At 68.6% G+C, this 23,520-nt stretch carries 21 protein-coding genes and 1 pseudogene; 11 read left to right on the top strand and 11 right to left on the bottom strand.

Translation table 11 applies throughout. The annotated features are described in order from the left end of the window. The first annotated feature begins 161 nt into the window (after positions 1-161). The 5 genes from AS93_RS0112650 (at position 162) to ispA (ending at position 5,664) form a co-directional block, all read left to right on the top strand. Positions 162-1,091, top strand: a complete 930-nt coding sequence (locus AS93_RS0112650) for an ABC transporter substrate-binding protein (protein WP_027590960.1) — start codon at positions 162-164, stop codon at positions 1,089-1,091. Further along, positions 1,085-3,442, top strand: coding sequence for an EAL domain-containing protein (locus AS93_RS0112645; RefSeq protein ID WP_027590959.1), 2,358 nt, complete (start codon positions 1,085-1,087; stop codon positions 3,440-3,442). The genes AS93_RS0112650 and AS93_RS0112645 overlap by 7 nt, the downstream gene beginning before the upstream one ends. Positions 3,443-3,508: 66 nt before the next feature. Further along, complete coding sequence (locus AS93_RS0112640) at positions 3,509-4,273, top strand: sulfite exporter TauE/SafE family protein (protein WP_027590958.1); 765 nt, start codon at positions 3,509-3,511, stop codon at positions 4,271-4,273. A 261-nt stretch (positions 4,274-4,534) separates the two neighbouring features. After that, the gene (locus tag AS93_RS0112635) at positions 4,535-4,780 is read left to right on the top strand and encodes an exodeoxyribonuclease VII small subunit (protein WP_037009183.1); all 246 of its coding nucleotides are present in this window, start codon (positions 4,535-4,537) and stop codon (positions 4,778-4,780) included. Beyond that, positions 4,777-5,664: a (2E,6E)-farnesyl diphosphate synthase gene (gene ispA / locus AS93_RS0112630; RefSeq protein WP_027590956.1), complete on the top strand. Its 888-nt coding sequence runs from the start codon at positions 4,777-4,779 to the stop codon at positions 5,662-5,664. The genes AS93_RS0112635 and ispA overlap by 4 nt, the downstream gene beginning before the upstream one ends. Before the next feature lie 202 nt (positions 5,665-5,866). On the opposite strand, the gene AS93_RS0112625 is transcribed toward ispA, so the two are convergent. Continuing rightward, positions 5,867-6,925 carry a hypothetical protein gene (locus AS93_RS0112625; RefSeq protein ID WP_027590955.1) on the bottom strand — a complete coding sequence of 353 codons (1,059 nt, stop codon included), beginning with the start codon at positions 6,923-6,925 and terminating at the stop codon, positions 5,867-5,869. Positions 6,926-7,038: 113 nt separating this feature from the next. Between AS93_RS0112625 and AS93_RS0112620 the strand changes: the two genes are divergently transcribed. Then, the gene (locus AS93_RS0112620; protein ID WP_027590954.1) at positions 7,039-8,382 is read left to right on the top strand and encodes an MATE family efflux transporter; all 1,344 of its coding nucleotides are present in this window, start codon (positions 7,039-7,041) and stop codon (positions 8,380-8,382) included. 111 nt (positions 8,383-8,493) lie between these two features. On the opposite strand, the gene speA is transcribed toward AS93_RS0112620, so the two are convergent. The 4 genes from speA to AS93_RS0112600 form a co-directional block, all read right to left on the bottom strand. Further along, positions 8,494-10,407 (bottom strand): arginine decarboxylase, encoded by a 1,914-nt coding sequence (speA, locus tag AS93_RS0112615; RefSeq protein WP_027590953.1) that lies wholly within the window; start codon positions 10,405-10,407, stop codon positions 8,494-8,496. Positions 10,408-10,502: 95 nt separating this feature from the next. Beyond that, entirely contained in the window at positions 10,503-10,874 is a 372-nt protein-coding gene (locus AS93_RS0112610; protein ID WP_027590952.1) for a translation initiation factor Sui1, read from the bottom strand. Between the two features lie 57 nt (positions 10,875-10,931). Further along, the gene (locus AS93_RS0112605; protein WP_027590951.1) at positions 10,932-11,459 is read right to left on the bottom strand and encodes an NUDIX hydrolase; all 528 of its coding nucleotides are present in this window, start codon (positions 11,457-11,459) and stop codon (positions 10,932-10,934) included. Next, on the bottom strand, positions 11,459-12,496 hold the full coding sequence (locus tag AS93_RS0112600; protein ID WP_027590950.1) for a DUF2333 family protein: 1,038 nt from the start codon (positions 12,494-12,496) through the stop codon (positions 11,459-11,461). The genes AS93_RS0112605 and AS93_RS0112600 overlap by 1 nt, the downstream gene beginning before the upstream one ends. A 173-nt stretch (positions 12,497-12,669) precedes the next feature. Here AS93_RS0112600 and AS93_RS0112595 point away from each other — a divergent pair, with 173 nt between their 5' ends. Together AS93_RS0112595 and AS93_RS19325 are read left to right on the top strand one after the other, a co-directional pair. Continuing rightward, positions 12,670-14,634: a methyl-accepting chemotaxis protein gene (locus tag AS93_RS0112595; protein ID WP_027590949.1), complete on the top strand. Its 1,965-nt coding sequence runs from the start codon at positions 12,670-12,672 to the stop codon at positions 14,632-14,634. A 42-nt stretch (positions 14,635-14,676) separates the two neighbouring features. Continuing rightward, positions 14,677-16,004 (top strand): annotated as a pseudogene (locus AS93_RS19325) (bifunctional DedA family/phosphatase PAP2 family protein). A 58-nt stretch (positions 16,005-16,062) separates the two neighbouring features. Here the strand turns inward: AS93_RS19325 and AS93_RS0112585 are convergent. Genes AS93_RS0112585 through AS93_RS0112575 form a run of 3 tightly spaced genes read right to left on the bottom strand, consistent with a single transcriptional unit; the run spans position 16,063 to position 17,742 of the window. Further along, entirely contained in the window at positions 16,063-16,644 is a 582-nt protein-coding gene (locus AS93_RS0112585; protein WP_027590948.1) for an LON peptidase substrate-binding domain-containing protein, read from the bottom strand. A gap of 22 nt (positions 16,645-16,666) precedes the next feature. After that, on the bottom strand, positions 16,667-17,383 hold the full coding sequence (locus tag AS93_RS0112580; protein WP_037009179.1) for an LrgB family protein: 717 nt from the start codon (positions 17,381-17,383) through the stop codon (positions 16,667-16,669). After that, positions 17,380-17,742, bottom strand: coding sequence for a CidA/LrgA family protein (locus tag AS93_RS0112575; protein WP_027590946.1), 363 nt, complete (start codon positions 17,740-17,742; stop codon positions 17,380-17,382). The genes AS93_RS0112580 and AS93_RS0112575 overlap by 4 nt, the downstream gene beginning before the upstream one ends. A gap of 102 nt (positions 17,743-17,844) precedes the next feature. Between AS93_RS0112575 and AS93_RS0112570 the strand changes: the two genes are divergently transcribed. Then, positions 17,845-19,485, top strand: coding sequence for a C13 family peptidase (locus AS93_RS0112570; RefSeq protein ID WP_027590945.1), 1,641 nt, complete (start codon positions 17,845-17,847; stop codon positions 19,483-19,485). Between the two features lie 67 nt (positions 19,486-19,552). Further along, entirely contained in the window at positions 19,553-19,837 is a 285-nt protein-coding gene (locus AS93_RS0112565) for a DUF5629 family protein (RefSeq protein ID WP_027590944.1), read from the top strand. A gap of 71 nt (positions 19,838-19,908) precedes the next feature. On the opposite strand, the gene AS93_RS0112560 is transcribed toward AS93_RS0112565, so the two are convergent. Continuing rightward, entirely contained in the window at positions 19,909-20,445 is a 537-nt protein-coding gene (locus AS93_RS0112560; protein ID WP_027590943.1) for an outer membrane beta-barrel protein, read from the bottom strand. A 150-nt stretch (positions 20,446-20,595) separates the two neighbouring features. Between AS93_RS0112560 and AS93_RS0112555 the strand changes: the two genes are divergently transcribed. Further along, entirely contained in the window at positions 20,596-21,213 is a 618-nt protein-coding gene (locus AS93_RS0112555) for a methyltransferase domain-containing protein (protein WP_027590942.1), read from the top strand. A gap of 155 nt (positions 21,214-21,368) precedes the next feature. Here the strand turns inward: AS93_RS0112555 and AS93_RS0112550 are convergent, their stop codons facing one another. Both AS93_RS0112550 and AS93_RS19320 read right to left on the bottom strand, forming a co-directional pair. Further along, the gene (locus AS93_RS0112550; protein WP_027590941.1) at positions 21,369-22,010 is read right to left on the bottom strand and encodes a response regulator transcription factor; all 642 of its coding nucleotides are present in this window, start codon (positions 22,008-22,010) and stop codon (positions 21,369-21,371) included. Then, the coding region (locus AS93_RS19320) for a PAS domain S-box protein (protein WP_037009176.1) at positions 22,007-23,520 on the bottom strand (1,514 nt) is incomplete at its 5' end. The genes AS93_RS0112550 and AS93_RS19320, both read right to left, overlap by 4 nt.

The following is a 23,520-nucleotide window of genomic DNA, read 5'->3' as shown; positions in this document are numbered from 1 at the left end:
GCGGCGCAACGCCGCAGCCTGGCAGGGCTCACCTGCGGAGTGGCGCCCATTAGAATGGGTTCTGCCACTTCGCCAGCAGGTCGTTGAGGTGGGAAACGCTTTCGCCATGATGGCACTTAGCTATAGGCTATGACCTGAAGTCAGCGGAACGGAATTTCGCTATGCGTCGCCTCTGTCTCCTCGTCCTCCTCTGCAGCGCTCTGTTCGGGTGCAGCGACAACACCGATGACCTGCGCATCGGCAGTAATCGCTGGCTGGGTTACGGCCCCCTGTACGTCGCCGACGACCTGCGCTGGCTGGAACCGTCGGGTTTCCGGCTGCTGGAATATCCGAGCTCCAGCGGGGTGCTGCGCGCCTTTCGCAACGGCCTGCTCGACGCGGCCATGCTCACCGTGGACGAAACCCTGCGCTTAATGGCCAACGGCCACGACCTGGAAATCCTACTGATCACGGATATTTCCGCGGGCGCCGATGTGCTCTACGGCATGCCGCCGCTGCGCGAACCGGCCGACCTGCGCGACAAGCGCGTCGGCGTGGAGGACTCGGCCCTGGGCGCCTTCTTCCTGGCCCGGATGCTCGACCGCGCCGGGCTGCGTCACGATCAGTTGCACGTGGTCAGCCTACCCGTGCAGGAACATCGCAGCGCGATGCAGGAAGGGACGCTCGACGCGGTCATCACCTTTGCCTCGGAAGGGCCCGCCTTACAGGCGCTCGGCGCCCGACGCCTGATGGACAGCCGTGACCTGCCCAATGAGATCATCGACGTGCTGGTGGTCGACCGCACGCGCGTCAGCCCGCAAGCGCGTCGCCGTCTGCAGGCCCTCTGGCACGAAAGCCTGGCGCGCTGGCGCCAATCCCCCGATTACATTGATGGTGTACTGATGCGCCGCCTGGGCCTGGACGAAGAAGCCCTGCGCCTGACCCGCGAGGGCCTGCTGATGGGCGATCTGGCCCTTAACCGGCAGTTCTACGAAAGCGGCCAGCTGCTCAAGAGTCTGCACTGGACCCATGACTACCAACTGGAACGCGCCCTCTTGGCCGGCCCACTGGACTACCAACGCCTGCTCGACTGCGGGGTGTCCGCATGCTGACCCGCTTGTCGCTGCGCAAGTCCCTGCCCCTGTTGCTGGGGCTGTTCGCCGGTCTCTACATCCTGCTGATGATCGGCCTGCACCTGCCGCGTACCGCGCGCCTGGCCGAGGAAGACCTCAAGCGCTACACCGAGCAGATCCTCATCCTGGTGCAGAGCAGCGCCAGCGATCACCTGCGCCAGCGCCGCACCGACGAGTTGCAGAGCGTGCTGGCGGACCTCGGCAGCCTGCCCGGGGTGCGCTGGGCCATGGTCATCGACGACCGCCAACGGGTGATCGCCGCCAGTCGCCTGGGCCTGGATCCCGGCGAACAGCTGGGCGATGCAGGCACGCTGCAGACCCTGCTCGGCGGCGACCGCTCGCGATGGCAGCCGCTGCAGGAGCGTCGTTATCTGGCCAGCTATCCACTGGTTCACACCTATGCGCAGGGGCAGTTGCTGCGCAACAACCTGCTGGTCAGCCTCGACTACGAACAGCATCTCGACCAGCGCCGCTCCAACGCCTGGATGTCCCTGACCCAGACCCTAGGTCTGTTGCTGCTACTCGGCCTGCTGCTCAACCTTTTATACGGCCGCCTGGTGACCCGCCGGCTGGGCGTCATCAGCACGGCCGTGCAGCGCTACGCCAGTGGCGACAGCAATGCCCAGGCCAGCGTTGGCGGGCGCGACGAGATCAGCCGCCTGGCCGAGAACTTCAATCAGATGATCCAGCAGCTCGGCGAAAACCAGACTGCCTTGCGCGACAGTGAGCAACTGCTGCGCAATCTGGTCAGCGCGGCGCCGATTGCCATGCTGATCATCGATGCCGACGGGCGTGTGGAAGAGGCCAACCCGGCCGCAGGCCGCCTGTTCGGCCGCTCGCTGCGTAGCCTGGCCGAGCTGCCCAGCCAGGCGTTGCTGGGAGAGCCGAACTGGCGCCAGCTGCAGGAGCGGCCCCGCCAGCAGCAGGAGATCACCGTCCGCTGCGGCGACCGGCCGTTATCGCTGGAAGGCTCCTGCACGCCCTTCGAGCGCAACGGCCAGGCGTTCCACCTGTTGCTGCTGCACGATATCGGTGATCGCAAGCGCGCCGAGCAGCGCCTGCGCCATCTGGCCAACTTCGACCAGCTGACCGAAGTGGCCAACCGCAATCACCTGCTCATCCGTCTCGACGAGCTGCTCGCCCGGGGCGGCCCGCTCAGCCTGCTGTTCCTCAATATCGACCACTTCAAACGCATCAACGACAGCCTCGGCCACGACATCGGCGACCAGCTGCTGCGCGCTGTGGCGGACCGCCTGCGACTGTACGCCAGCCCCCGCGACCTGCTGGCGCGCCTGGGCGGCGACGAGTTCCTGTTCCTGCTCGACGGCCGCGACAGCGCCGCCGCCGTAGGGCTGGGCGAGCGCCTGCTGGAGGCCCTGCGCCAGCCGTTCCAGGCCCGTCAGTACTCGCTGTACATCACCGCCAGCCTCGGCATCACCCAGCACACCGGGCGCGGCGGTACAGGCAGCGAACTGCTCAAGCAGGCCGACCTGGCGCTGCTACGCGCCAAGACCGAGGGCCGCAACCGGCTGGCCTGTTTCGACAGCCAACTGGCGGCCGAGGCGGAGGAGCGCCAGCGCATGGAAGACGAACTGCGCCTGGCCATCGCCCGCGAGGAGTTCGAGCTGCACTACCAGCCCCAAGTGGACAACGACAACCGCCCCCGCTCGGTGGAGGCGCTGCTGCGCTGGCGCTCGCCGAGTCGCGGCCTGGTGTCGCCGCTGCAGTTCATCCCGGTACTCGAAGACACCGGCATGATCCGCGACGTGTCGCGCTGGGTGTTCCGCCAGGCCTGCCGGCAGGCCGTACAGTGGTCCGCCCAGGGCCTGAAGCTGCGCGTGGCGGTCAACCTCTCGCCGCTGGACTTCCGTCAGCCGAACCTGGCGGAAATCCTCACCGGCATCCTTGCCGAGGAAGGCGCGCCGGCCGAACTGATCGAGCTGGAACTGACCGAAAGCGCGCTGCTGGAGTCCGACGGCAGCGTGCAGGAAACCTTGCGCCGCCTGAAGGAGATCGGACTGCCGCTGTACCTCGACGACTTCGGCACGGGTTATTCCTCGCTCACCTACCTGCAGAAGTTCCGCTTCGACGGCCTGAAGATCGACCGCCAGTTCGTCGCCGAACTCCCCGAAAACCCGCGCTCTGTGGCGCTGGTGCGCGGCATCCTGACCATGGCCGCGCAACTGGGTCTGGAAGTGGTCGCCGAAGGCGTGGAAAACGAACGGCAGGCGGCCTTCCTGCGCCTCAACGGCTGCCATCGTCTGCAGGGTTTCCTGTTCGCCCGGCCGCGGCCGGCTGCCGATTGCGCATGGCAGGCACAACGGGCTTAATAGCTGCGCTCCATAACGGTGCACGCTTCTTAAGCCCCATTGCCATAAAAACAAGATGAGCCCGCCATGAGTCTTCTGGATGCCCTGCTGATCCTCGTCGCCGGTTTCGCCGCCGGCGGCATGAACGCCCTCGCCGGGGGCGGCACCTTCTTCTCCTTCCCCGCCCTGCTGGCCGTCGGCCTGCCGCCGGTCACCGCCAACGCCACCAATGCCGTGGCCCTGTGGCCCGCCAGCCTGGCCGGGGCCTGGGCGGCACGCCCGTCCTTGCGCGGACTCGGCAGCTACCTGCTGCCGCTGCTGCTGGTCGGCCTGCTCGGCGGCGCGGCCGGCGGCATCCTGCTGCTGCTCAGCGGCGATGATCTGTTCAGCGATCTGATTCCCTGGCTCCTGCTGGTCGCCACCCTGCTGTTCGCCGCCAGCCCCTGGCTGAGCCGCTGGCTGGCCAAGCGCCGCCGCGAAGCCGACCAGGTGCGCCACAGCGCACCGGCGCTGCTGGGCCACGGCCTGGTCTCGATCTACGGCGGCTACTTCGGCGCCGGCATGGGCATCCTGCAGCTGGCGGCGTTCTCCATCGAGGGTCACGCGCTCAACCGCGCCAATGCGCTGAAGAACCTGTTCTCGGCGATGATCTACACCGTCGCCAGCCTGACCTTCATCATCGCCGGCCGGGTGAGCTGGAGCGAACTGGTGATCCTGCTGGCCGGCGCCACCCTTGGCGGCTACGCCGGCGGCGCACTGGGCGAACGCCTGCCACCGAAGTTCCTGCGCGCCCTGGTGCTGGTGGTCGGCGGCGGCATGACCCTCTACTACTTCTGGAAGGTCTACGCCTGATCGATCCGTGGATCCGCGCTCACCCCAACGGCGAGGCGTCCGTAGGGTGGACAACGTCTTCCTTGTCCACCATTGCCCCGCGCTAAACCTGACGGCGGCCAGAACAACGCTGACCGACCTACGACCAGGCTAACCGCAGGTGGACAACGCCTTGCTTGGCTGCCGATGGGCTAGACCCACCCGAGCGGCCTGACGCCCATTTGCCGCTAGGCCCCGGCTCTGCTAGTGTCGCGCCCGATTTATCGTTCCGAGACCTGCGTCATGGCCACCCGCAAGAAAGCCCCCCTGGATTTCGAACAATCCCTCGCCGAGTTGCAGCAGCTGGTCGAGCGGCTGGAAGGCGGCGAGCTGTCGCTGGAGGAGTCGCTGAGCGCCTTCGAGCAGGGCATTCGCCTGACCCGCGACTGCCAGGGCGCGCTGGGCCAGGCCGAGCAGAAGGTACAGATGCTGCTCGAGCGCGACGGCGAAACCCGCACCGAGCCGTTCGAGGCGGATGACCAGGCATGATCGAGAGTTACCAGAAAGACTGCCAGCGCCGGGTCGATAGCGCGCTGGAAACCCTGTTCATGCCGCCGCGTGCGGAGCTGGAACGCCTGTTCCGCGCGATGCGCTACAGCGTGATGAACGGCGGAAAGCGTGTGCGTCCATTGCTGGTCTATGCCGGCTGCCAGGCGCTGCAGGGCGATCTCGAGCAGGCCGATGGCGCCGCCTGCGCCGTGGAGCTGATCCACGCCTATTCGCTGGTGCATGACGACCTGCCGGCGATGGACGACGACGACCTGCGCCGCGGCCAGCCCACCACCCACAAGGCCTTCGACGAGGCCTGCGCGATCCTCGCCGGCGATGCCCTGCAGGCGCTGGCCTTCGAAGCGCTGAGCCAGCCGTCTGGCAACCCTGCCGATCCGACCTTGCGCCTGGAAATGTTCGCCCAGCTGGCCCGTGCGGCGGGCGCAGCCGGCATGGTCGGCGGTCAGGCCATCGATCTGGAATCCGTGGGGCGCCGTCTGGACCAGCAGGCCCTGGAGACCATGCACCGGCACAAGACCGGCGCGCTGATCGAAGCCAGCGTGCGCCTGGGCGCCCTGGCCAGCGGCAAGGCCGACGCCATGCGACTGGAGGCACTGCAGACCTACGCCCGCGCCATCGGCCTGGCCTTCCAGGTGCAGGACGACATTCTCGACGTGGAAAGCGACACCACCACGCTGGGCAAGACCCAGGGCAAGGATCAGGCCCACGACAAGCCGACTTACCCCGCCCTGCTCGGCCTGCCCGCGGCCAAGGCCTACGCGCTCGAGCTACGCGACCAGGCCCATGCCGCGCTTGCCGGATTTGGCGAGGCGGCCGAACCGTTGCGTCAGCTGGCCAATTTCATCGTCGAACGGCGCTCGTAACGGCGCCCTCCGCCTCGGTGGGTAATCGCTGCGCGAGTTACCCACCCTACCGACTTCTCGCCGAACGTTCGTGGCGCCTGACGGTGGCCAACGCATTGCGTTGATCACCCTACGTTTTGCGCACGTCACGGCGCAGGGCGATCGGCGTCTTTCCGGCCGCCGGGGATACGGCCGCCGGAAGGCACCGCACGCGACTGAATGGCTAGAACACCTCGCGCTCCTGGCGCAGGGGCAGCGGCGTCAGGCCGTTGGGGCCGATGCGCTCGGCCTTGCGCACCTCGCCGGTCTGCGGGTCGTATTCCAGGCGCAGCACCGGCATGCCGTTGCCGTCCACCCGCACCTCCTGCAGCAGCCGGCCTTCCTCGTCGAAGCGCTCGTGGCTGCCCACGCTGATCCCGCCGACCTGCGACCCCCGGTAGCGCAACCGGCCGCTGTTCCAGTACTGCTCGATCCTCATCAGCGCCGGACCGTTTTCCTCTTCCTGCAGGATGCGGCGCTCCTTCAGACGACCGTTCAGGTACCACTGGCTGTCGCTGAGCAGTTGGCCGTCCTGCCAGTAGCTCTCGCGCAGCAGCTGGCCGGTCTGCGCCCACTCGCGCTCGAAGCCCTCGCGCCGGTCCTCCGGCTGGCCGACCCGGAACGACGACTCGCTGCGCGCCTGGCCGTTGCTGAAGTAGCGCACCCGCACGTCATGATCGCCATTGCGCCGTTGGAGGCTGGCCAGGCGACCGTTTCGATCGTATTCCTCGCGGCGCAGCAGCTCACCATGCAGCCAGATCTCCCGCGCGGTGACCCGCCCGCTTTCGTCGTGCAGAGGCAGCTCGCTAGGTTCGCCGGAGAAGCCGCACCAGGCCCGGTCACGCCCTTCCAGCAAGGGTCGGTCCGCGCAGCGCAGACTGCTCAGGCGGCCGTCGGCCAGCAGCGCCACGCTGGCCAGCTCACGCCCCTGTCCGTCCACATAGGCCAGCCGGCTGAGGCTGGCGTCTTCGCGGAAGTACTTCTCCAGGCCTTCGCGGCGACCCTCGACGAACTGGGCCTGATAACGCACCACACCATTGGCATAGAACTCGCGCAACAGACCGTGCGGACGGCCCTGCGCATCGACCTGTTGGTCGCGCAGCACCCGGCCGGCGGCATCGAACTGGCGTTGCACGGAGGCCACCGGCTCGGCATTGAGCGCACGCGCCGCCAGGAAGCCATCGAGAATGACCAGCAGCGCCAGCGATGCTCCAAACCGTAGCCAGTGCGGGCGTTTATTCACTCACCCTTCTCCTTATTCCGGGGTGCGCGACCGCGCGCCACACCCTGCGACGCTACACAGACTAGCAGCGGGCCATCGCGCCTGCCGTGGGCTCTGCGGGTATGATGGCCGACATGTTTCGACTCCTTCTTGATGACTGGCGCCATGCGCCGACCCAGCGCCGCGTCTGGGCACTGACGGCTCCCCTGCTGCTCTCCAACCTCAGCGTGCCACTGGTGGCGCTGGTGGATACTGCCGTGATCGGCCACCTCAGCCACACCCATCAGTTGGGCGCGGTGGCGGTAGGCGCCAGCCTCTACACCCTGCTGATCTGGTGTTGCGGCTTCCTGCGCATGGGCACTACCGGCTTTGCCGCCCAGGCCAGCGGGCGGGGCGATGGCGCGGCGCTGCGCCAGTTGCTGGTGCAGGTCGGGCTGCTCAGCGTGGCGCTGGCCGTGCTGCTCGGCCTGGCGGCACTGCCGCTGAGCGACGCCGCCCTGGCAGTGATGGCGCCCTCGACGGCGCTCGACGACCTGGCCCGCGAGTACCTGCACATCCGTCTACTCGGCCTGCCGGCGATGCTGGCCAGCCAGGCGCTGATCGGCTGGTTTCTCGGCGCGCAGAACGCCCGCGCGGCGCTGGCAATCCTGCTGGGCATCAACCTGCTCAATCTGCTGCTCGACTTGTGGTTCGTGCTCGGCCTGGACTGGGGTGTGGCCGGCGCCGCGCGCGCTTCGGTGGTTGCTGAGTGGAGCGGTGCGCTGCTCGGCCTGTTGCTGTGCCGCGGCGAGCTGGCCCGGCATACCGGCGCGTTTTGCCTGGCGCCATTGCGCCAATGGTCTCAATGGCGGCCACTGCTCGCGGTGAACCGCGACATCCTGATCCGCTCGCTGCTGCTACAGGGGGTGTTTTTCCTGGTCACCGTGCAGGGCGCGCGGCTGGGCGATGCCACGGTGGCCGCCAATGCCTTGCTGCTCAATGGCCTGCTGCTCACTGCCCACGCGCTGGACGGACTGGCCCATGCGCTGGAGGCGCTGTGCGGCCACGCCATCGGCGCCCGGGATCGCGTCGCCCTGCGCCGCAGCCTGGTGATCGCCGGCGGCTGGTCGCTACTGGGCAGCCTGGCGTTCGCCCTCCTATTCCTGCTGGCCGGCGAGCATTTCCTGCGCCTGCAGAGCGACATGCCGGAGGTGCTCGCCACCGCTCGTGAGTACCTGCCGTGGCTGGCGCTGCTGCCGCTGATCACGGTGTGGAGCTACCTGCTGGACGGCCTGCTGATCGGCGCCACCCGGGCGCGGGAAATGCGCGACGCCATGCTGCTCGCCGCCGTGCTGGCCGTACCCGCCGGCTGGCTACTGCAGGGTTTGGGTAACCATGGTCTGTGGCTGGCCTTCTGCCTGTTCATGCTGCTGCGCAGCCTGGGCATGGCGGTGCTGGCCCGGCGGCTATGGCCGCGACTGGGACAAGCGGATTCGTAGGGGGGACAAGGTCTTCCTTGTCCGCCGTCGCCACGGTGCCGGGGCCCGCCGGCGGCCGGAACAGCGCCGACCGACGGGGGCGACTCCATCTGCGCCGACCCGTTTGCGCCGCTACGGCGTGGTCAGGTACGACGAGCGCGTCAGACCCAGGCGCAAGGCGTCCAGGTAGCGGTTGCGTTCGGCGGCACCGAGGCCGGAGCCGGAGACCTTGTCGCGGTAGAAGCTCATCAGCTCGTCCGCCGACAGGTGCACGTAGCGCAGCAGGTCCTCGATGGTGTCGTGAGTCTCGATGCCGGCGTGATAGACGCTGCCGTCGGCGCGCTGGTAGACATTCACCGAGTCGGTATCGCCGAACAGGTTGTGCATGTCGCCGAGGATTTCCTGGTAGGCGCCAACCAGGAAGATGCCCAGCAGGTACTCCTCGCCCGGCCGCATCTCGTGCACCGGCAGGCTGGTCTCGATGCTCTGCTCGTCGACGTAGTGGCGGATCTTGCCGTCCGAGTCGCAGGTCAGGTCCTGCAGCACGGCGCGACGCAGCGGTTCCTCGTCGTTGCGGTGCAGCGGCATGATCGGCAGGATCTGGTCGATGGCCCAGGTGTCCGGCAGGCTCTGGAACACCGAGAAGTTGCAGATGTACTTGTCCGCCAGCTTGTCGTTGAGCTCGTCGAGCACCGCCCGGTGGGATCGCTGGCGAACCTTGAGCTGCTCGTGCAGGCGCCGGCAGATGGCGTAGTAGCACTGCTCGGCCAGCGCCTTCTGCTGCAGGTTGAGCTTGCCCGCCGAATACTGGGCGGCGACCTCGCTGATGAAGTGGGTGGCCCGCCAGTAGGTTTCCGCGACAGTCTCCGGGTCACCCGGCCCGAGCAGGTCGATCAGCTCGCGCAGCGACTCCGGATAGTCCGCCTGCGGGTTGATCTCCGGCTCGCTGTCGTTGTGGCGTTCCACGTCGGTCACCTGCACCACCAGCACCGCGTGGTGCGCGGTCAGCGCGCGGCCGCTTTCCGAGAAGATGTGCGGGTGCGGCAGACCCTGTTCATCGCAGAACTCCCGGAGCATGCCGACCACCGCGCCGGCGTAGTCCTCGATGTCGTAGTTGATCGAGCTGGCGTTGCGCGAATGGGTGCCGTCGTAGTCGACCCCCAGGCCGCCGCCGACGTCCACATGGTCCACCGGCAGGCCCAGCTGGCGCAGCTCGCCGTAGTAGCGGATAGCCTCGCGAAAGCCCCGTCGGTAGTCGGCGATGTTGGAAATCTGCGAGCCCATGTGGAAGTGCAGCAGGCGCACGCCCTGCTCGAGACCGGCGGCACGGAAGCGCTCGATCACCGACAGCAGTTGCGCGGCGGACAGGCCGAACTTGGACTTCTCGCCACCGGTGTCCGCCCACTTCGAGGAGGCCAGCGAGGACAGCCGCACGCGCAGACCGATCTGCGGTTGCACCTTGAGCTCGGCGGCCTCCTCGATGAGCAGTGTCACCTCGGACTCCTTCTCGACGACGATGAACACGTTGTGGCCGAGCTTCTGGCCGATCAGCGCCAGGCGAATGAATTCGCGGTCCTTGTAGCCGTTGCAGACGATGGTGCCGCCCTTCGGCGCCAGCGCCAGCACTGCCAGCAACTCGGGCTTGGAGCCGGCCTCCAGGCCGATGGCGACGTGGTCGGTGGCGATGATGCTCTCCACTACCGCTTCCTGCTGGTTGACCTTGATCGGGTACAGGGCGGTGTAGCGGTTCTGGTAGTCGAGCCGGGCGATGCTGGCATCGAACGCGCCGGTGAGCTGGCGCACGCGGTCCTGCAGGATGTCGGGGAAGCGCAGCAGCAGCGGCAGCTGCAGACCGCCCTCGCGCAGTTGCTGCACCTGCTCGTAGAGATCGATGCCGTGCGCCTCCAGGCGCCTGGGCCGGACCTCGACGCGGCCGGCGTCATTCAGGGCGAAGTAGCCGGCGCCCCAGTGGCGGATGCCGTAGACACTCCGGCTATCGGCCGCGGTCCAGTGACTGCCGTCGTCCTTGCGTGTACGTCGTGCCATGGGCTGCCTCTCGATGTATTGAATTCGACCCGAGCCTGCCAGTTTGGCGGCGGGTTGGGAAGGTTGCGAACGGCGCCGGCTCCACCGCGTTTCGGCTACCCGCCGGACTTCTTGGCCTTGAAGCCGCGCTTGAGCAATTCGCCCAGCAGCAGCTCCACATGGTCGCCCTGGATCTCGATCACCCCGTCCTTCAGCGCGCCCCCGCAGCCGCAGCGCTTCTTCAATGCGCTGGCCAGGTCCTTGAGCTCGTCACCGGCCAGCGGCACGCCGCTGACGGTGGTCACGGTCTTGCCGCCGCGTCCCTTGGTTTCCCGGCGCACGCGGGCGACGCCGTCGCCCTCGGGCACCACGGCCTCTTTGCAGACGCAGGCACCCAGCGGCTGGTTGCAGTCCGGGCAGTGACGACCGCCATCGGTGGAGTAGACCAGCCCGCCCAGGGCGGACAGCGAAGTGAGTTTCTTGGCCACGACGATTCCTCGGTAGAGCGCGGGGCGCGCAGTTTAGCGAGAAAGCCCCGGCCCGACCTAGCGCAGGAACAGCCGCAGCGCTTCCAGCGAATCCGGACAATAGGCCTCGTGCTGACTGTGCGCCAGCACCGCGGACACCGGCATGAAGCACGCTTCCTGCACCTCCTCCGGCTGCAGCAGCAGCGGCTCGTCGGAGATCGCCGAGAACACCACCCCCCACAGACGGTTGCCCGGTTCGTCGAAGAAGAAGCGCCCGTGCTCGCGCAGCGGCACGCCGATGATGCCCAGTTCCTCGTGCAACTCCCGGGCGGCCGCCTCGGCATAGCCCTCGCCGGGGCCGACCATGCCGCCGGCGGCCACGTCCCAGAAGCCGGGGTACAGCGCCTTGCTCAGGGTGCGCCGGTGCACGCACAGCTCGCCGGCGCTGTTGAACAGCAGGATGTAGGTACAGCGACCGATGCAACCGCGCGCGCGCAGTTCGGCGCGCGGTAGCGAACCCAGGAGGCGGTCCTCCTCGTCCACCCAGGCCACCAGTTCCAGATCGGACGCCTGGCGGTGGGCATGCTCCTCGGGTGTGATGCTCATCAGCCCTGGCTCAGCAGGTTGCGCAGGTCGATGATCGCCGCGTTGGCGCGCGAGATGTAGTTGGCGATCACCAGGGAGTGGTTGGCCAGCACGCCATAACCGCTGCCGTTGAGGACCATGGGGCTCCACAGCGGTTCCTGAGCGGCCTCCAGCTCGCGGATGATCTGCCGCACGCTGACCAGCGCGTTCTTCTTGGCCAGCACGTCGGCGAAGTCCACCTCAATGGCGCGCAGCATGTGCGACAACGCCCAGGCCTGGCCGCGCGCCTCGTAGAACACGTTGTCGATCTGCAGCCAGGGCGTCTCCACACGCTCCTCACGGACCTGCTGGGCACCTTCCTCGGGGTTCAGGCGTACCCGGCCGATGCTCGCCGACAGGCGCTGGGACAGCGAACCCAGGCGGGTGGCCACATCACCCAGCCAGGTGTTGAGGTTGTCGGCGCGGGTGAAGAAGCGCGCGTTCTGCTGGTTGGGATCGGACAGCCGGGCCAGGTAGCTGTCCAGGTGGCGGATCGCCTGGCGGTATTCGTTCTCGGTGGCCGGCAGCGCCCAGCTCTTGTTGTCGAAGTGGAACAGCGGCTCGGCCTTGGACAGGTCCGGGTCCTCGGTGGACTGCGACTGCGAGCGGGCGAAGTCCTTGCGCAGGGCGCGGGACAGGTCGCGTACCTGCACCAGCACGCCGTATTCCCAGCTGGGCATGTTGTCCAGCCACAGGCCGGGCGGGGCGATGTCGTTGCTCAGGTAGCCGCCGGGCTTGTCGAGCAGGGTACCGGCCACACGGCGCAGGGTTTCCACCGTGGTGTAGCCAAGCACCAGCTGGCGCTGCGCGCCCTCGGCGGACGCCTGGGCATGCTGCTGCACCGGGAAGGGCGCAGGCTCACGGCTCCAGTACCAGCCGACCACCCAACTGATCAGCAAAAGCACGCCCAGCAGGATGGCCAGGCTGCGCCCCAGCCAGCCACCGGACAGGCTGCGACGGGCACGGGGCGGCGTTTGCGGGGAAGTTGAACCGCTGTTGCGGTTTTTCCAGTCCAGCATGGCGATGTCCTTCTGCTGTTCGAGGCACGGTTGCGAACCACTATATCGGGAACCGCCCCGCCCTGCCGGCCGAACTTTTTGCGAGCTGCGTCGCCCTTCGGCGCCGTTCACACGTTTGTCATCAAAATGCCATACGTTGCCGCCAGTTCCGCCCCTCTGCGCGCGAGGCTCCGATGCGTCTGAAGCTGCTCACCCCGTCCATCACCCTGCTGATGCTGGCCGTCTGCCTGGTGCTCGGCGCCACCCTCTGGTGGTCGCAGCGCGCCCTGGAGCGCCCGCAGCAGCTGATGGGCCAGTACCTGGCGCTGTCCCAGCACCTGCAGCAACTGACCGGCGAGATCGGCGGTTACCTGGATGGCGGCGACGCGCTGCGCCATCGTGCGGTACAGGACGCCCTGGCGCATTTCGACCGCCAGCTGGAAGGCCTGCCCACCGCACTGGGCAACGACCTGCGCCCCAGCCTGCAGGCCCTGCGGCGTTTCGCCGATGGCGACCTGCTGGCGGCCGGCAAGCTGGCTGGCGATCCGCAAGGCCTGCTCAGCCAGGCCGAGCGCGAGATGAGCGCTGCGCTGCAACAGCTGGCGCAGTACGCCGAACAGGGCGACGAGCGTCTGGCCCGCGGTTACCCGCCGCGCCTGCTGGAGGCGGCGCTGCACCTGCAGCGCCTGGGCCTGACCCGCACTCAGTTACTGGCCAGCGGGCGGGAAGGCCTGCTGAACGAGGTGCCGCCAGCGCTCACCGACCTGCAACGGGCGATCGACGCCGTGCAGACGCTGCCCCTGCTGGGGGTGAGCGATGACAGCGCGTCCGCCAACGACGCCTTCGCCGCTCTGCTCGGCCTGGAGGACGGCACGGACAGCGCGGCTCGCCAAGACCGCGGCATCGCCCTCAAGCGCGAGCTGGCCAGCCTGGTGCAGCGCTACCCGGCCGAGCTCGAGCGCACCCGCGGGCTGATCCTGCAACGCCAGCAACTGCGCGACACCAGCGAGGCGCGCATCGCCGCGCTGCGCACCGCCCTCGCCGAACTGGAGCCGCTGGTGCGGGGCGAACAGCGGCGCATCCAGGCCGAGGTGGGCACGCTGCAGGTGATCGCCATCGCCCTGATTCTGTTCGCCGCGCTGCTCACCTACGCCCTGCAACGCCACCTCACGCGGATGCTGGCCGACCTGGAGCGCGCCTTGGAGCACTGGGCGCAAGGCGACTTCACCCGTCCGGTCAGCCTGCGCTCCTGGCTGGGCGAGGTGCAACGCATCGGCCGGTCGCTGAATCGCCTGCGCGACTACTTGGCCGGGCTGGTCGGCACGCTGCGCCAGCACGCCGCCCAGGTGGACGCCAGCAGTCGCAGTCTGGCCGAACTCAGCCAGGCGCTGCACGGCAGCGCCGAACGCCAGGCCGAAGGTGACAGCCAGGTGCACGAAGCCCTGGGCAGCCTGGAACAGAGCATCCAGCAGGTGGCTGGCGACGCCGACCAGGCCGCCGAGGCCAGCCGCCAGGCCGGTGAGGCCACCCAGCAAAGCCAGCGAGTGATCGACCGCAGCCTGCAGGAGCTGCACAGCTTGGTACAGGCGGTGCGCGGCAATGCCGAGGGCATCGCCCGCCTGGCCGAGGAGAGCGCGGCGATCGAACAGGTGCTGGACGTGATCGGCGCTCTCGCCGAGCAGACCAACCTGCTGGCGCTGAACGCCGCCATCGAGGCAGCCCGCGCCGGCGACAGCGGCCGCGGCTTCGCCGTGGTCGCCGACGAGGTGCGCGCTCTCGCGCGGCGCAGCGCCGAGGCCACCGAGCAGATTCGCGGACGCATCGGCCAGCTGCAGCAGGCCGCCGAACAGGCGCGCCAGGCCATGCACAGCCAGGTGGCACAGGCCGAGCACAGCGCGGCCCAGGCGGAAAGCGCCGACGGCGCCCTGCAGACGGTGGTCGACGGCATCCGCGCCAGCGTGCAGATGGCCCAGCGCATCGCGGCGGCCACCGCCGAGCAATCGGCCGGGATCGGCCGCATCCACCGCCACAGCGCCGAGCTGCACCGGCTCGGTCATGCCAACCTGGAACGCATCGCCAGCGCCCATGCACAGAGCGAGGCGCTGCTGGCGCTTTCGCAGCAGCTGCAGGGCGCCGCCCAGGCATTCCGAGTGGACTGACGGCTGCTATCATTCGCGCCCTGCAAACCCGAAGGGCCCGCGATGGACGCCTGGATCGACAGCCTCAACCTCTGGCTCAGCCTGAACCCGCACTGGCTGGGGGCGGCGATTTTCCTGGCGGCCTGCCTGGAATGCCTGGCGGTGGTCGGCCTGCTGATTCCCGGCACGGTGCTGCTGTTCGCCGTCGCCGTGCTGGCCGGCGGCGGCGCCCTGGAACTGTGGCAGGTGCTGCTGCTCGGCTACGCCGGCGGGCTGCTCGGCGACCTGCTGTCCTACGCCCTGGGCCGGCGCTTCCACCAGAACATCCGGCGTCTGCCCGGACTGCGCCAGCACCCCGAATGGCTGGTGACCGCCGAACTCTATTTCCAGCGCTACGGCGCCACCAGCCTGCTGCTCGGGCGCTACATCGGCCCGTTGCGACCCATGCTGCCGATGATCGCCGGCATGCTGGACATGCCGTTCCTGCGTTTCTGGCTGATCAGCATGCTGGCCGCCGCCGGCTGGGCGGTGGCGTACCTGCTGCCCGGCTGGGCGACCGGCGCGGCCCTGCGCCTGCGGCTGCCGGAGGGCTTCTGGCTGTCCGCGGGGTAATCGCCGCCGCCCTGGGCCTGCTGCTGGCCCTGGCCGTGCAGCTCAGCCTGCGCCGCCAGCGCCTGGCCACGCCGCTGACCGCCTGGGCCTGCGCGCTGTGCCTGACGGCGCTGCTGGTTGGCTGGCCCTGGCTGGCGGCCTTCGACCAGGGGCTGCTGGCGCTGGTGCAGAGCGTGCGCAGTGTCGGGCTGGACCACGCCATGGTGCTCGTCACCCGGCTCGGCGACTTCAGCACCCAGCTGTACTGCGGCGTGCTGCTGTGCGTGCTGCTGGCGCTGCTGCGCCTGTGGCGGGCGCTGGCCCTGGCCATCGGCACCCTGCTGGGCACTGCGTTGGGTAATGGCCTGCTCAAGGCGCTGTTTGCCCGCGTGCGGCCGGATGTGCTGCTCGAACCGCTGAGCAGCTACAGCTTCCCCAGTGGCCACAGTTCGGCGGCCTTTGCCTTTTTCCTTTGCCTGGGCGTGCTGGCCGGCCGCGGCCAGCCACCCCGCCTGCGCCTGACCTGGTTGCTGCTGGCCTGCATCCCGGCCACGCTGATTGCCCTGTCGCGGGTCTATCTCGGAGTGCACTGGCCAAGCGACGTCATCGCCGGCGCACTGCTGGCGGCCACCCTGTGCGGCGCCAGCCTGGCCGCGCTGCAGTGGCGCGCGCCGATGTCGGCGCTGCCGGCACGCGCCTGGTGGCTGATCCTGCCGGCCTGCCTGGCGCTGCTCGGCGGCATCGCCACCTGGGAGCTGCCGGCGGCGTTCGATCTGTATCGATACCAGCCCGCCCCGTAGGGCACGCCATCAGGTTCGGCGCTGAGGCCAATGGTGGACAAGGAAGACGTTGTCCACCCTACCCCTCCTGCAGCGCCTCCAGCCAGGCGTCCAGCAACTCGAGGCGTTGCCGAGGGTCGAGGCATTCGAGCAGGCGCAGCTTGCGGGCGTTGTCGAACGGCAGCAGGTAGGCCAACCGGTCGGCCAGTGCCCCGTAGCTGTGCACCGCCGCCGTCATGTCCAGCGCGGCCACCAGCGGATGCTCCACCAGCACCTGCAGCAGCTGACGCAAATCCGCGTGCTCCTCGCCCAGCGGCGCATCGGCGCCCTCCGCCAGCCAGCAAACCTCGCCGAGGGTCAGTTGGTCGGCCTGCACACGGGCGCTGTCCACCCGCAGACGCCGCCCGCCTTCCACGCGGATGCCCAGCAGGCCGTTGCTCTGCTGCCGCCAATCGCGGATCAGCGCCTCGCAGCCGATTTCGGAATAGGCACGCGGCGCCGGCCCGACCTCCGCCCCCTCGAGCAGCGTCACCACGCCGAACCCCTCGCCGCGCTTCAGGCAGGCACTGAGCATGTCCAGGTAGCGCGGCTCGAACAGCTGCAAATCCAGGTTGCAGCCGGGGAACAGCACGGTATCCAGCGGAAACAGCGGCAGAGTCATCGGCGCACCCTCCTGTCTCGCCTCAGACAATCAATGCCACCAGGAGTGGCAGCAGCACGGCGGTGGCCACGCCCATCAGACTCATGGCCAGGGCCGAGAAGGCGCCGCACTCCTCGCTTTCCTGCAGGGCCCGCGAGGTGCCCACGGCATGCGCGGTCATGCCCATGGCCATGCCGCGCGCCGCCGGATGGCTCACCCGGCACAGGTCGAGCAGCGCCGGGCCGAACATCGCGCCGAGCACGCCGGTGATCATCACGAACACCGCCGCCAGCGCCGCCACGCCACCGATCTCGTCGGCCACCAGCATGGCGATCGGCGAGGTCACCGACTTGGGCGCCAGCGTCATCAGCACCAGCCGCTCGGCACCCAGCAGCCAGGCCAGCAGCACGCCGGAGACGGTGGCGAACACCCCGGCGACCAGCAGGGTCACCAGGATCGGCACCAGCAGCTGGCGGATGCGCCGCAGGTTGAGGTACAGCGGCACCGCCAGCGCCACGGTGGACGGGCCGAGCAGCAGGATCAGCGGCGACACGCTGGCGCTGTACTCGCCGTAGTCGAGACCGCTGAGCAGCAGCAGCGCGACCAGCACGACCATCGAAAACAGCACCGGCTGCAGAAAGATCCAGCGGGTGCGCTCGTAGGCAATCACCGCCAGCTGGTAGACCGCCAAAGTGATGCCCAGGCCGAACAGCGGATGGTGGATCAGCGCCTGCCAGGCGGCGGAGAAGTCCAGGTTCATGCGTCACCCTCCCTGCGCCGCTGGCGGTCGATGAGTTTCTGCATCAACCAGCCGGCGAAGGCCATGGACACGGCGAGCGATACCACCAGGGTCACGGCGATGGCCCAGAAGTCCGCGGCCAGCGCCTCGGCATAGACGATCACGCCCACTGCCGGCGGAATCAGGAAAAGCGGCAGGAAACGCAGCAACTGGGAGGAACCCTGGTTGAGCGATTCGCTCACCTCGCCGCGCATGACCAGAAAGCCCAGCAGCAGCAGGAGGCCGATGATCGGCCCGGGCAGGATTGGCAACAGCAACACATTCAATACCGTACCCAGCAGCTGGAACAGGATCAGCCAGGTCAGTCCGCGCAATACCAACATTGAGCCACCTCATTATCTGGACCGCGCATTATAGGCGTGGCCGCCCCGTATACGGCATACTCCCCGCTTCCCCATGAATGATGGCAAAGTGGAATCGACATGCGCCTGTCCCTGCCCTTGCTGTTTGTCCTGCTGTTGACTGCCTGCGACGCCCGCACCCCGACGCCGGCCGCCGATGCCCTGCTGCCCGATGGCGGCCGCTACCACGGCGAGCTGCTGGAAGGCCGCCTGCACGGCGAGGGACGCCTCGAATACGCCAATGGTGCCTTCTACGAAGGCGAGTTCCGCGAGGGCCTGTACCACGGCCAGGGCACCTGGCGGGGCGCCTCCGGCGACACGTACAGTGGCAGCTTCGTCAACGGCCTGTTCCATGGCGTGGGCGTGTTCACCTACGCAGATGGCAGTCGCTACCACGGCGAGTTCGTGGCCGGACGCCTGCACGGCCAGGGCCAGCTGGAAACCCCAGAAGGGCAGTATCGCGGCGAGTTTCGCGACGACCACTACCACGGCCTGGGCCAGCTGGAATGGAGCGACGGCAGCCGCTACCAGGGCCTGTTCAAGGACGGCGAGATCCACGGCCAGGGCGTGCGTCACGACGCCGATGGCGGCCGCTACAGCGGCCAGTTCGAGCATGGCCTGCTGCAGGGCAAAGGCCAGTACCAGGGCGCCGACGGCACCCTGTACATCGGTGAGTTCCGCGACGACCGCTTCCACGGCGCAGGCATGCTGACCCTGGCCTCCGGCGAGCGCTGGAACGGCCAGTTCCGCGACGGCCGGCCCCATGGCCGCACCGAATACAAGAGCCCCGAGGGCAACCAGTACCAGGGCGACGTGGTGGACGGCCGCTTCGACGGCCAGGGCGTACTCACCCTCGCCGGCGGCCAGCGGCTGAGCGGCACCTGGGCACGTGGCCAGCGCCTGTTCGAGGAAGACGGTCAGCCGCTGCCGGACCCGCTGGAGCGCGCGTTGCTGGAACAGGGCCGCCTGCTGCAAGAGGCCCTCGACGCGCTGCCCGGCTCCACCCCGGCGATGGAACTGTACAGCCTGACCCTGGCTGGCGATGGCCAGCAGAGCGTGTTCCTGCGTGAAGCCGAAAGCGTTTCGCAGCTGCTGCGCGAACGCTTCGGCGCGCATGGCCAACTGGTCCTGGTCAATCACCGCGACCACCTGACCGATCGCGTGCTGGCCACCCGCGAGAACCTGCGTCGCGCCCTGCAGCGGCTGGCCGAGCGCAGCGGTCCCGAGGACCTGGTGTTCATCCACCTGACCAGCCACGGCTCGCCGGAGCATGCCCTGCAGCTGGAGCTGCCGCGCCTGGAGCTGTTCGATCTGACCGCCGGCGAGCTCAACGAGCTGCTGCTACCGCTGGCCGACCGCTACAAGGTATTGGTGATCTCCGCCTGCTACGCCGGCGGTTTCATCGAACCGCTGCTCGACGAGCGCACCCTGCTGATGACCGCCGCCCGCGCCGACCGTGCCTCGTTCGGCTGCACCGAGGAAAACGAATACACCTACTTCGGCCAGGCCCTGTATGCCGAGGCCCTGCAGGAGACCGATGACCTGGAGGCGGCCTTCACCCTGGCCTACGAAGCGGTGTCGGCCCGCGAGCAGGCGGAAGGTCACGAGCCGTCCGAGCCGCAGCTCGGCCCGGCCTCGGCGGTGCTGGATCACTGGCGGGCCTACGTGCGCCAATTGCGCGGCGAGCCGGAAGAAGAGGCGCTGGAAGTGGACACCCTGTAGCACCATTTGCCCGGCCGCAGCGCCGGGCGCATCATGGCGGCCTTCTAACACCGCCACGAGAGCACCCATGAGCCGCACCCTGATCGACGCCCTGGAACAGGCCGACATGCTGGAAGTCGAGGGCCTGCACGCCTTCGAGTTCGACCTGTACGAAGTCGAGGCCGACGATGATATCGAACTGGAAGTCCGCGCCCTGGAAGGCAAGCAGCAACTGTGCTGGGCCTTCAACCACGCCGAACTGCTGGCCGCGCGCTACGACGAAGAGCAAGACCTGTGGGTGGTGACCCAGGACGGCAAGGAGTACTGGGTGCGCTGCTACGACGCCTACGGCGCGGAAGGCGACGACGCCTGATCCGCAGGCGTCAGCGACCAAGGTAGAGCGGCCGGCGTTTTCCCGGCCACCGTCGTGCGGGTGGCCCCCAGCTAGCCCGGTCTCAGAAGCGCAGCGACAGTGCCAGCGAGGTCGCGGTGGCCGTCACCTCGGAGCGCCGCGCGCCAGCGGACGTTGAGGGTGTAATCGAGCGCCACCTGCGGCCAGTTGTAGCCGAAGCCCACCCCCAGCTGCGCGCCGCGGAAGCGCTCCTTGTCATCGACATCATCGCCCGCCAGGCCGATGCGCTCGTCGAACACCCCCAGCGCCACGTAGTACTTGAAGCCCTCGCCCTTCAGGTTGGCGCCGATCAACAGCTGGGTGTCGTAGCCGGTCACTTCCAGCTCGTCGTCCACATCCCAGGCTGCACCGTAGATGCTGCCGCGCACTGCCACGTTGTCGCTGAAGGTGGCGGTGCCGACGATGGAGCCACCCGTGAAATCCATGCTGGTGACGTGGGTGGCATCCACATCGATCCAGTACAGCGAGCCGCCGATGGAGAACATCTTGTCGCCTGCGGCGGCCTGCGCCACACCGCTGCTCAGGGCGATAACGCCCGCCAGACCCAGAACCGCTACCTGCCTGCCCATGACTGCTCCCTGATGATCCCTGTGGTTGGATGCCGTTGCCGGCTTTTTACCGGCCAAATGCCATGATGGCAACCGCGCGCACAGGACTTGTGACACACCCGGCGGCCGGTCCATGCTCAGGCCACCTCCAACCCGCCCCTGGGGATTGCCATGAACCTCTACGAACGCTACCTGCTGCCGCACCTGATCGATTACGCCTGCGGCATGGGCGAGGTGATGAAACTGCGCAGCCAGCTGGTGCCGCAGGCGCAGGGCGAGGTGCTGGAGATCGGCATCGGCACCGGGCTGAACCTGGGCTTTTACGATCCGGCGCGGGTCAACCGCATCGTCGGCGTCGATCCGGCGGCGCAGATGCAGGCGATGGCGCAGCGGCGGGCGGCGGGGATCGGCATTCCGGTGGAAATGCTGGCCCTGGAGCTGGGGCAGATCCAGGCGCAGGACCATCGCTTCGACAGCATCGTCTGCACTTTCACGCTGTGCAGCATCCCCGATGTGGCGGCGGCGCTGGAGGAGATGCGCCGGGTGCTCAAGCCCGGCGGGCGGCTGCTGTTCGCCGAGCACGGCCTGGCGCCGGATGCCGGGGTGGCGCGCTGGCAGGGGCGCTTGACGCCGTGCTGGAAGCCGCTGGCCGGCGGTTGTCATCTGGACCGGGATATTCCGCCCCTGCTCAAGCGCGCCGGCTTCGCCATCCGCGAGCTGGACAGCGGCTACCTGAAGGGCCCGAGGCCGATGACCTATGTGTATCGGGGCTGGGCCGAGGCCGGTTAGCGGCTGCGATGGTGGACAAGAAAGACGTTGTCCACCCTACAGGTGTCGTGAACGGAGGGTGGTTCGCACTGCATCGAGCCACCACGCGTGCCGCAGGCGCGCCTCGCCGGCGCGACGGTGGACAAGGAAAACGTTGTCCACCCTACGATAGGGCTTCAGCCGCGCCCGTTCCCATTCCCACGCACATCCAGCGCATCCACCAGCCCGGCGGCGATGGCCATGCCGACCAGCGCCGGTAAATGCTCGGCCTGCATGCGCTTCATCACCCGCGAGCGGTACAGGTCGACGGTCTTGATGCTGACCCCCAGCTGCTCGGCGATCTCGCGGTTGGTGTAGCCCTGCACCAGCGGCAGCAGCACGTCGCGCTCACGCGGCGTCAGGCTGGCCAGGCGCTCGCGCACCGCGTCGAGTCCGTTGCCCGGCGTGGCACGGCTGAGGGCCTGCTGCACGCTGTCGAGCAGCAGCTGTTCGTTGTAGGGCTTCTCGATGAAATCCACCGCGCCGGCGCGGAAGGCGCGCACCACGATGGGCACGTCGGCGTGACCGCTGACGAAGATCACCGGCAGATCGAGACCGCGCTGGCGCAGGGCCTCCTGCACATGCAGCCCGCCCATGCCCGGCATGCGCACGTCGAGCAGCACGCAGGCGTGGGGCGAGGGCGTGCAGGCGTCGAGGAAGGCCTGCCCGCTGGTAAACGGCAGCGCCTGGATGCCCACCGATTCCAGCAGCCAGACGGTCGAATCCAGCATGCCCTGGTCATCGTCCACCACATACACCCGTTGTTCCTGTGGCTTCATGGCCGGTTCCCTGTTTCGTTGTTGTTTTCGCGCAGCGGCAGGCGGCACTCCAGACACAGGCCACCCTGCTTGCCGGGCCGCGCCTCCAGCGCGCCGCCGAAGCCTTCGACGATGCTGCGGCTCATCGACAAACCCAGCCCAAGGCCGTCCGGCTTGCTGGTGAAGAACGGCGTGAACATCTGTGTCAGGCGCTCGGCGTCCGCGCCGGGGCCCTGGTCCTCGACCCGCACGCACAGCTCGCCCGGCTGCAGGGCGGTGCTCAGCACGATGTACGAGGCGGCCCCGGCGTGTCGCTCGCGGTTGGCGTCGATGGCGTTGCGCAACAGGTTGAGCAGCACCTGTTCGAGCAGCACCGGGTCGGCATAGGCCGGCGGCAGATTGTCATCCATTCGCTCCTCCACCGTCACCTGCGCCTGCGCCGCTTCCCAGGCGCACAGGCGCACGGCCTCGCGCGCCACCTGCGCCACGTCCAGGGCCTGCATGCGGCGCTGGCCCTTGCGCAGGAAGGCGCGCAGGCGGCGGATGACTGCGGAGGCGTGGTTGGCCTGCTCGGTGATGCGCGCCAGCCCCTGGGCGATGCGCTCGGCGGCCTGCGGGTTGCTGTCCAGCGATTGCAGGTAGCGCTGGCTGGCGCCCGCGTAGTTGACCACTGCCGCCAGCGGCTGATTGATCTCGTGGGCGATGCCCGAGGCCAGCTCGCCCAGGGTGACCAGCCGCGCGGTGTGCGCCAGTTCGTCCTGGTGGCGACGCTGCTGGGCCTCGCGCAGTTCGCGCTCGGTCATGTCGCGGGCGACCAGCGAGTAGTAACGCTCGCCACTGGTCGGTCGGTGCGCCAGCAGCACCAGCGATACCGGCAGCGAGGGGCCGTCGCCCTGCGGCTGCAGGCGCGCCTCGCCACTCCACACGCCGCGCTGTTCGGCGCCTTCGCGACCTTCGCCGCGCAGGCGCCGCAAGTCCTCGGCGCCGAGCAGCGCCTCCAGCGCGGGCAGCTGTTCGCCCACCACGCCCAGGGCGCGGCGCGCCGCCGGATTGAGGTAGGTCAGCCGCCCCTCGGCGTCGACGAACATCACCAGGTCGGTGTTCACCTCCACCACCTCGGCCAGCCGTCGACGGTTTTCCTCGGCCTGCACCCGGGCGGTGATGTCGCGGGACACGGCGACCACCTCGACCACCTGGCCGGTGTAGGTCTCGCGGATCGCCCGGCAGGCGGTCTCGAACCACAGGAAATGACCATCGCGATGGCGCACGCGGTAGGTCATGGTGTGGTAGCCGTCCTGCTCCAGGGCGCTGCGTGCGCGTTCCACCAGCTGGCTCAGGTCCTGGGGGTGGAACAGCGCGCGCGCCGGCGTGCCGCGCAGTTGCTCCGGCCAGTAGCCGAGCAGCGTCCAGCTGGCCGGCGAGGCGTCGAGGAAGCGGCCGTCCAGGGTGTGGCGGGAGATCAGGTCGGTGGTGTTCTCGGTGATCAGCCGGTACAGGCGCCGCGCCCGCGCCGCCTCGCGGCCGGCGCGCA

This window comes from Pseudomonas sp. RL (genome assembly GCF_000647775.1).
Taxonomy (GTDB): Bacteria; Pseudomonadota; Gammaproteobacteria; order Pseudomonadales; family Pseudomonadaceae; genus Serpens; species Serpens flexibilis.
The sequence above is the reverse complement of the archived record's forward strand: the minus strand, read 5'-3'. Positions and strand labels throughout refer to the sequence as shown.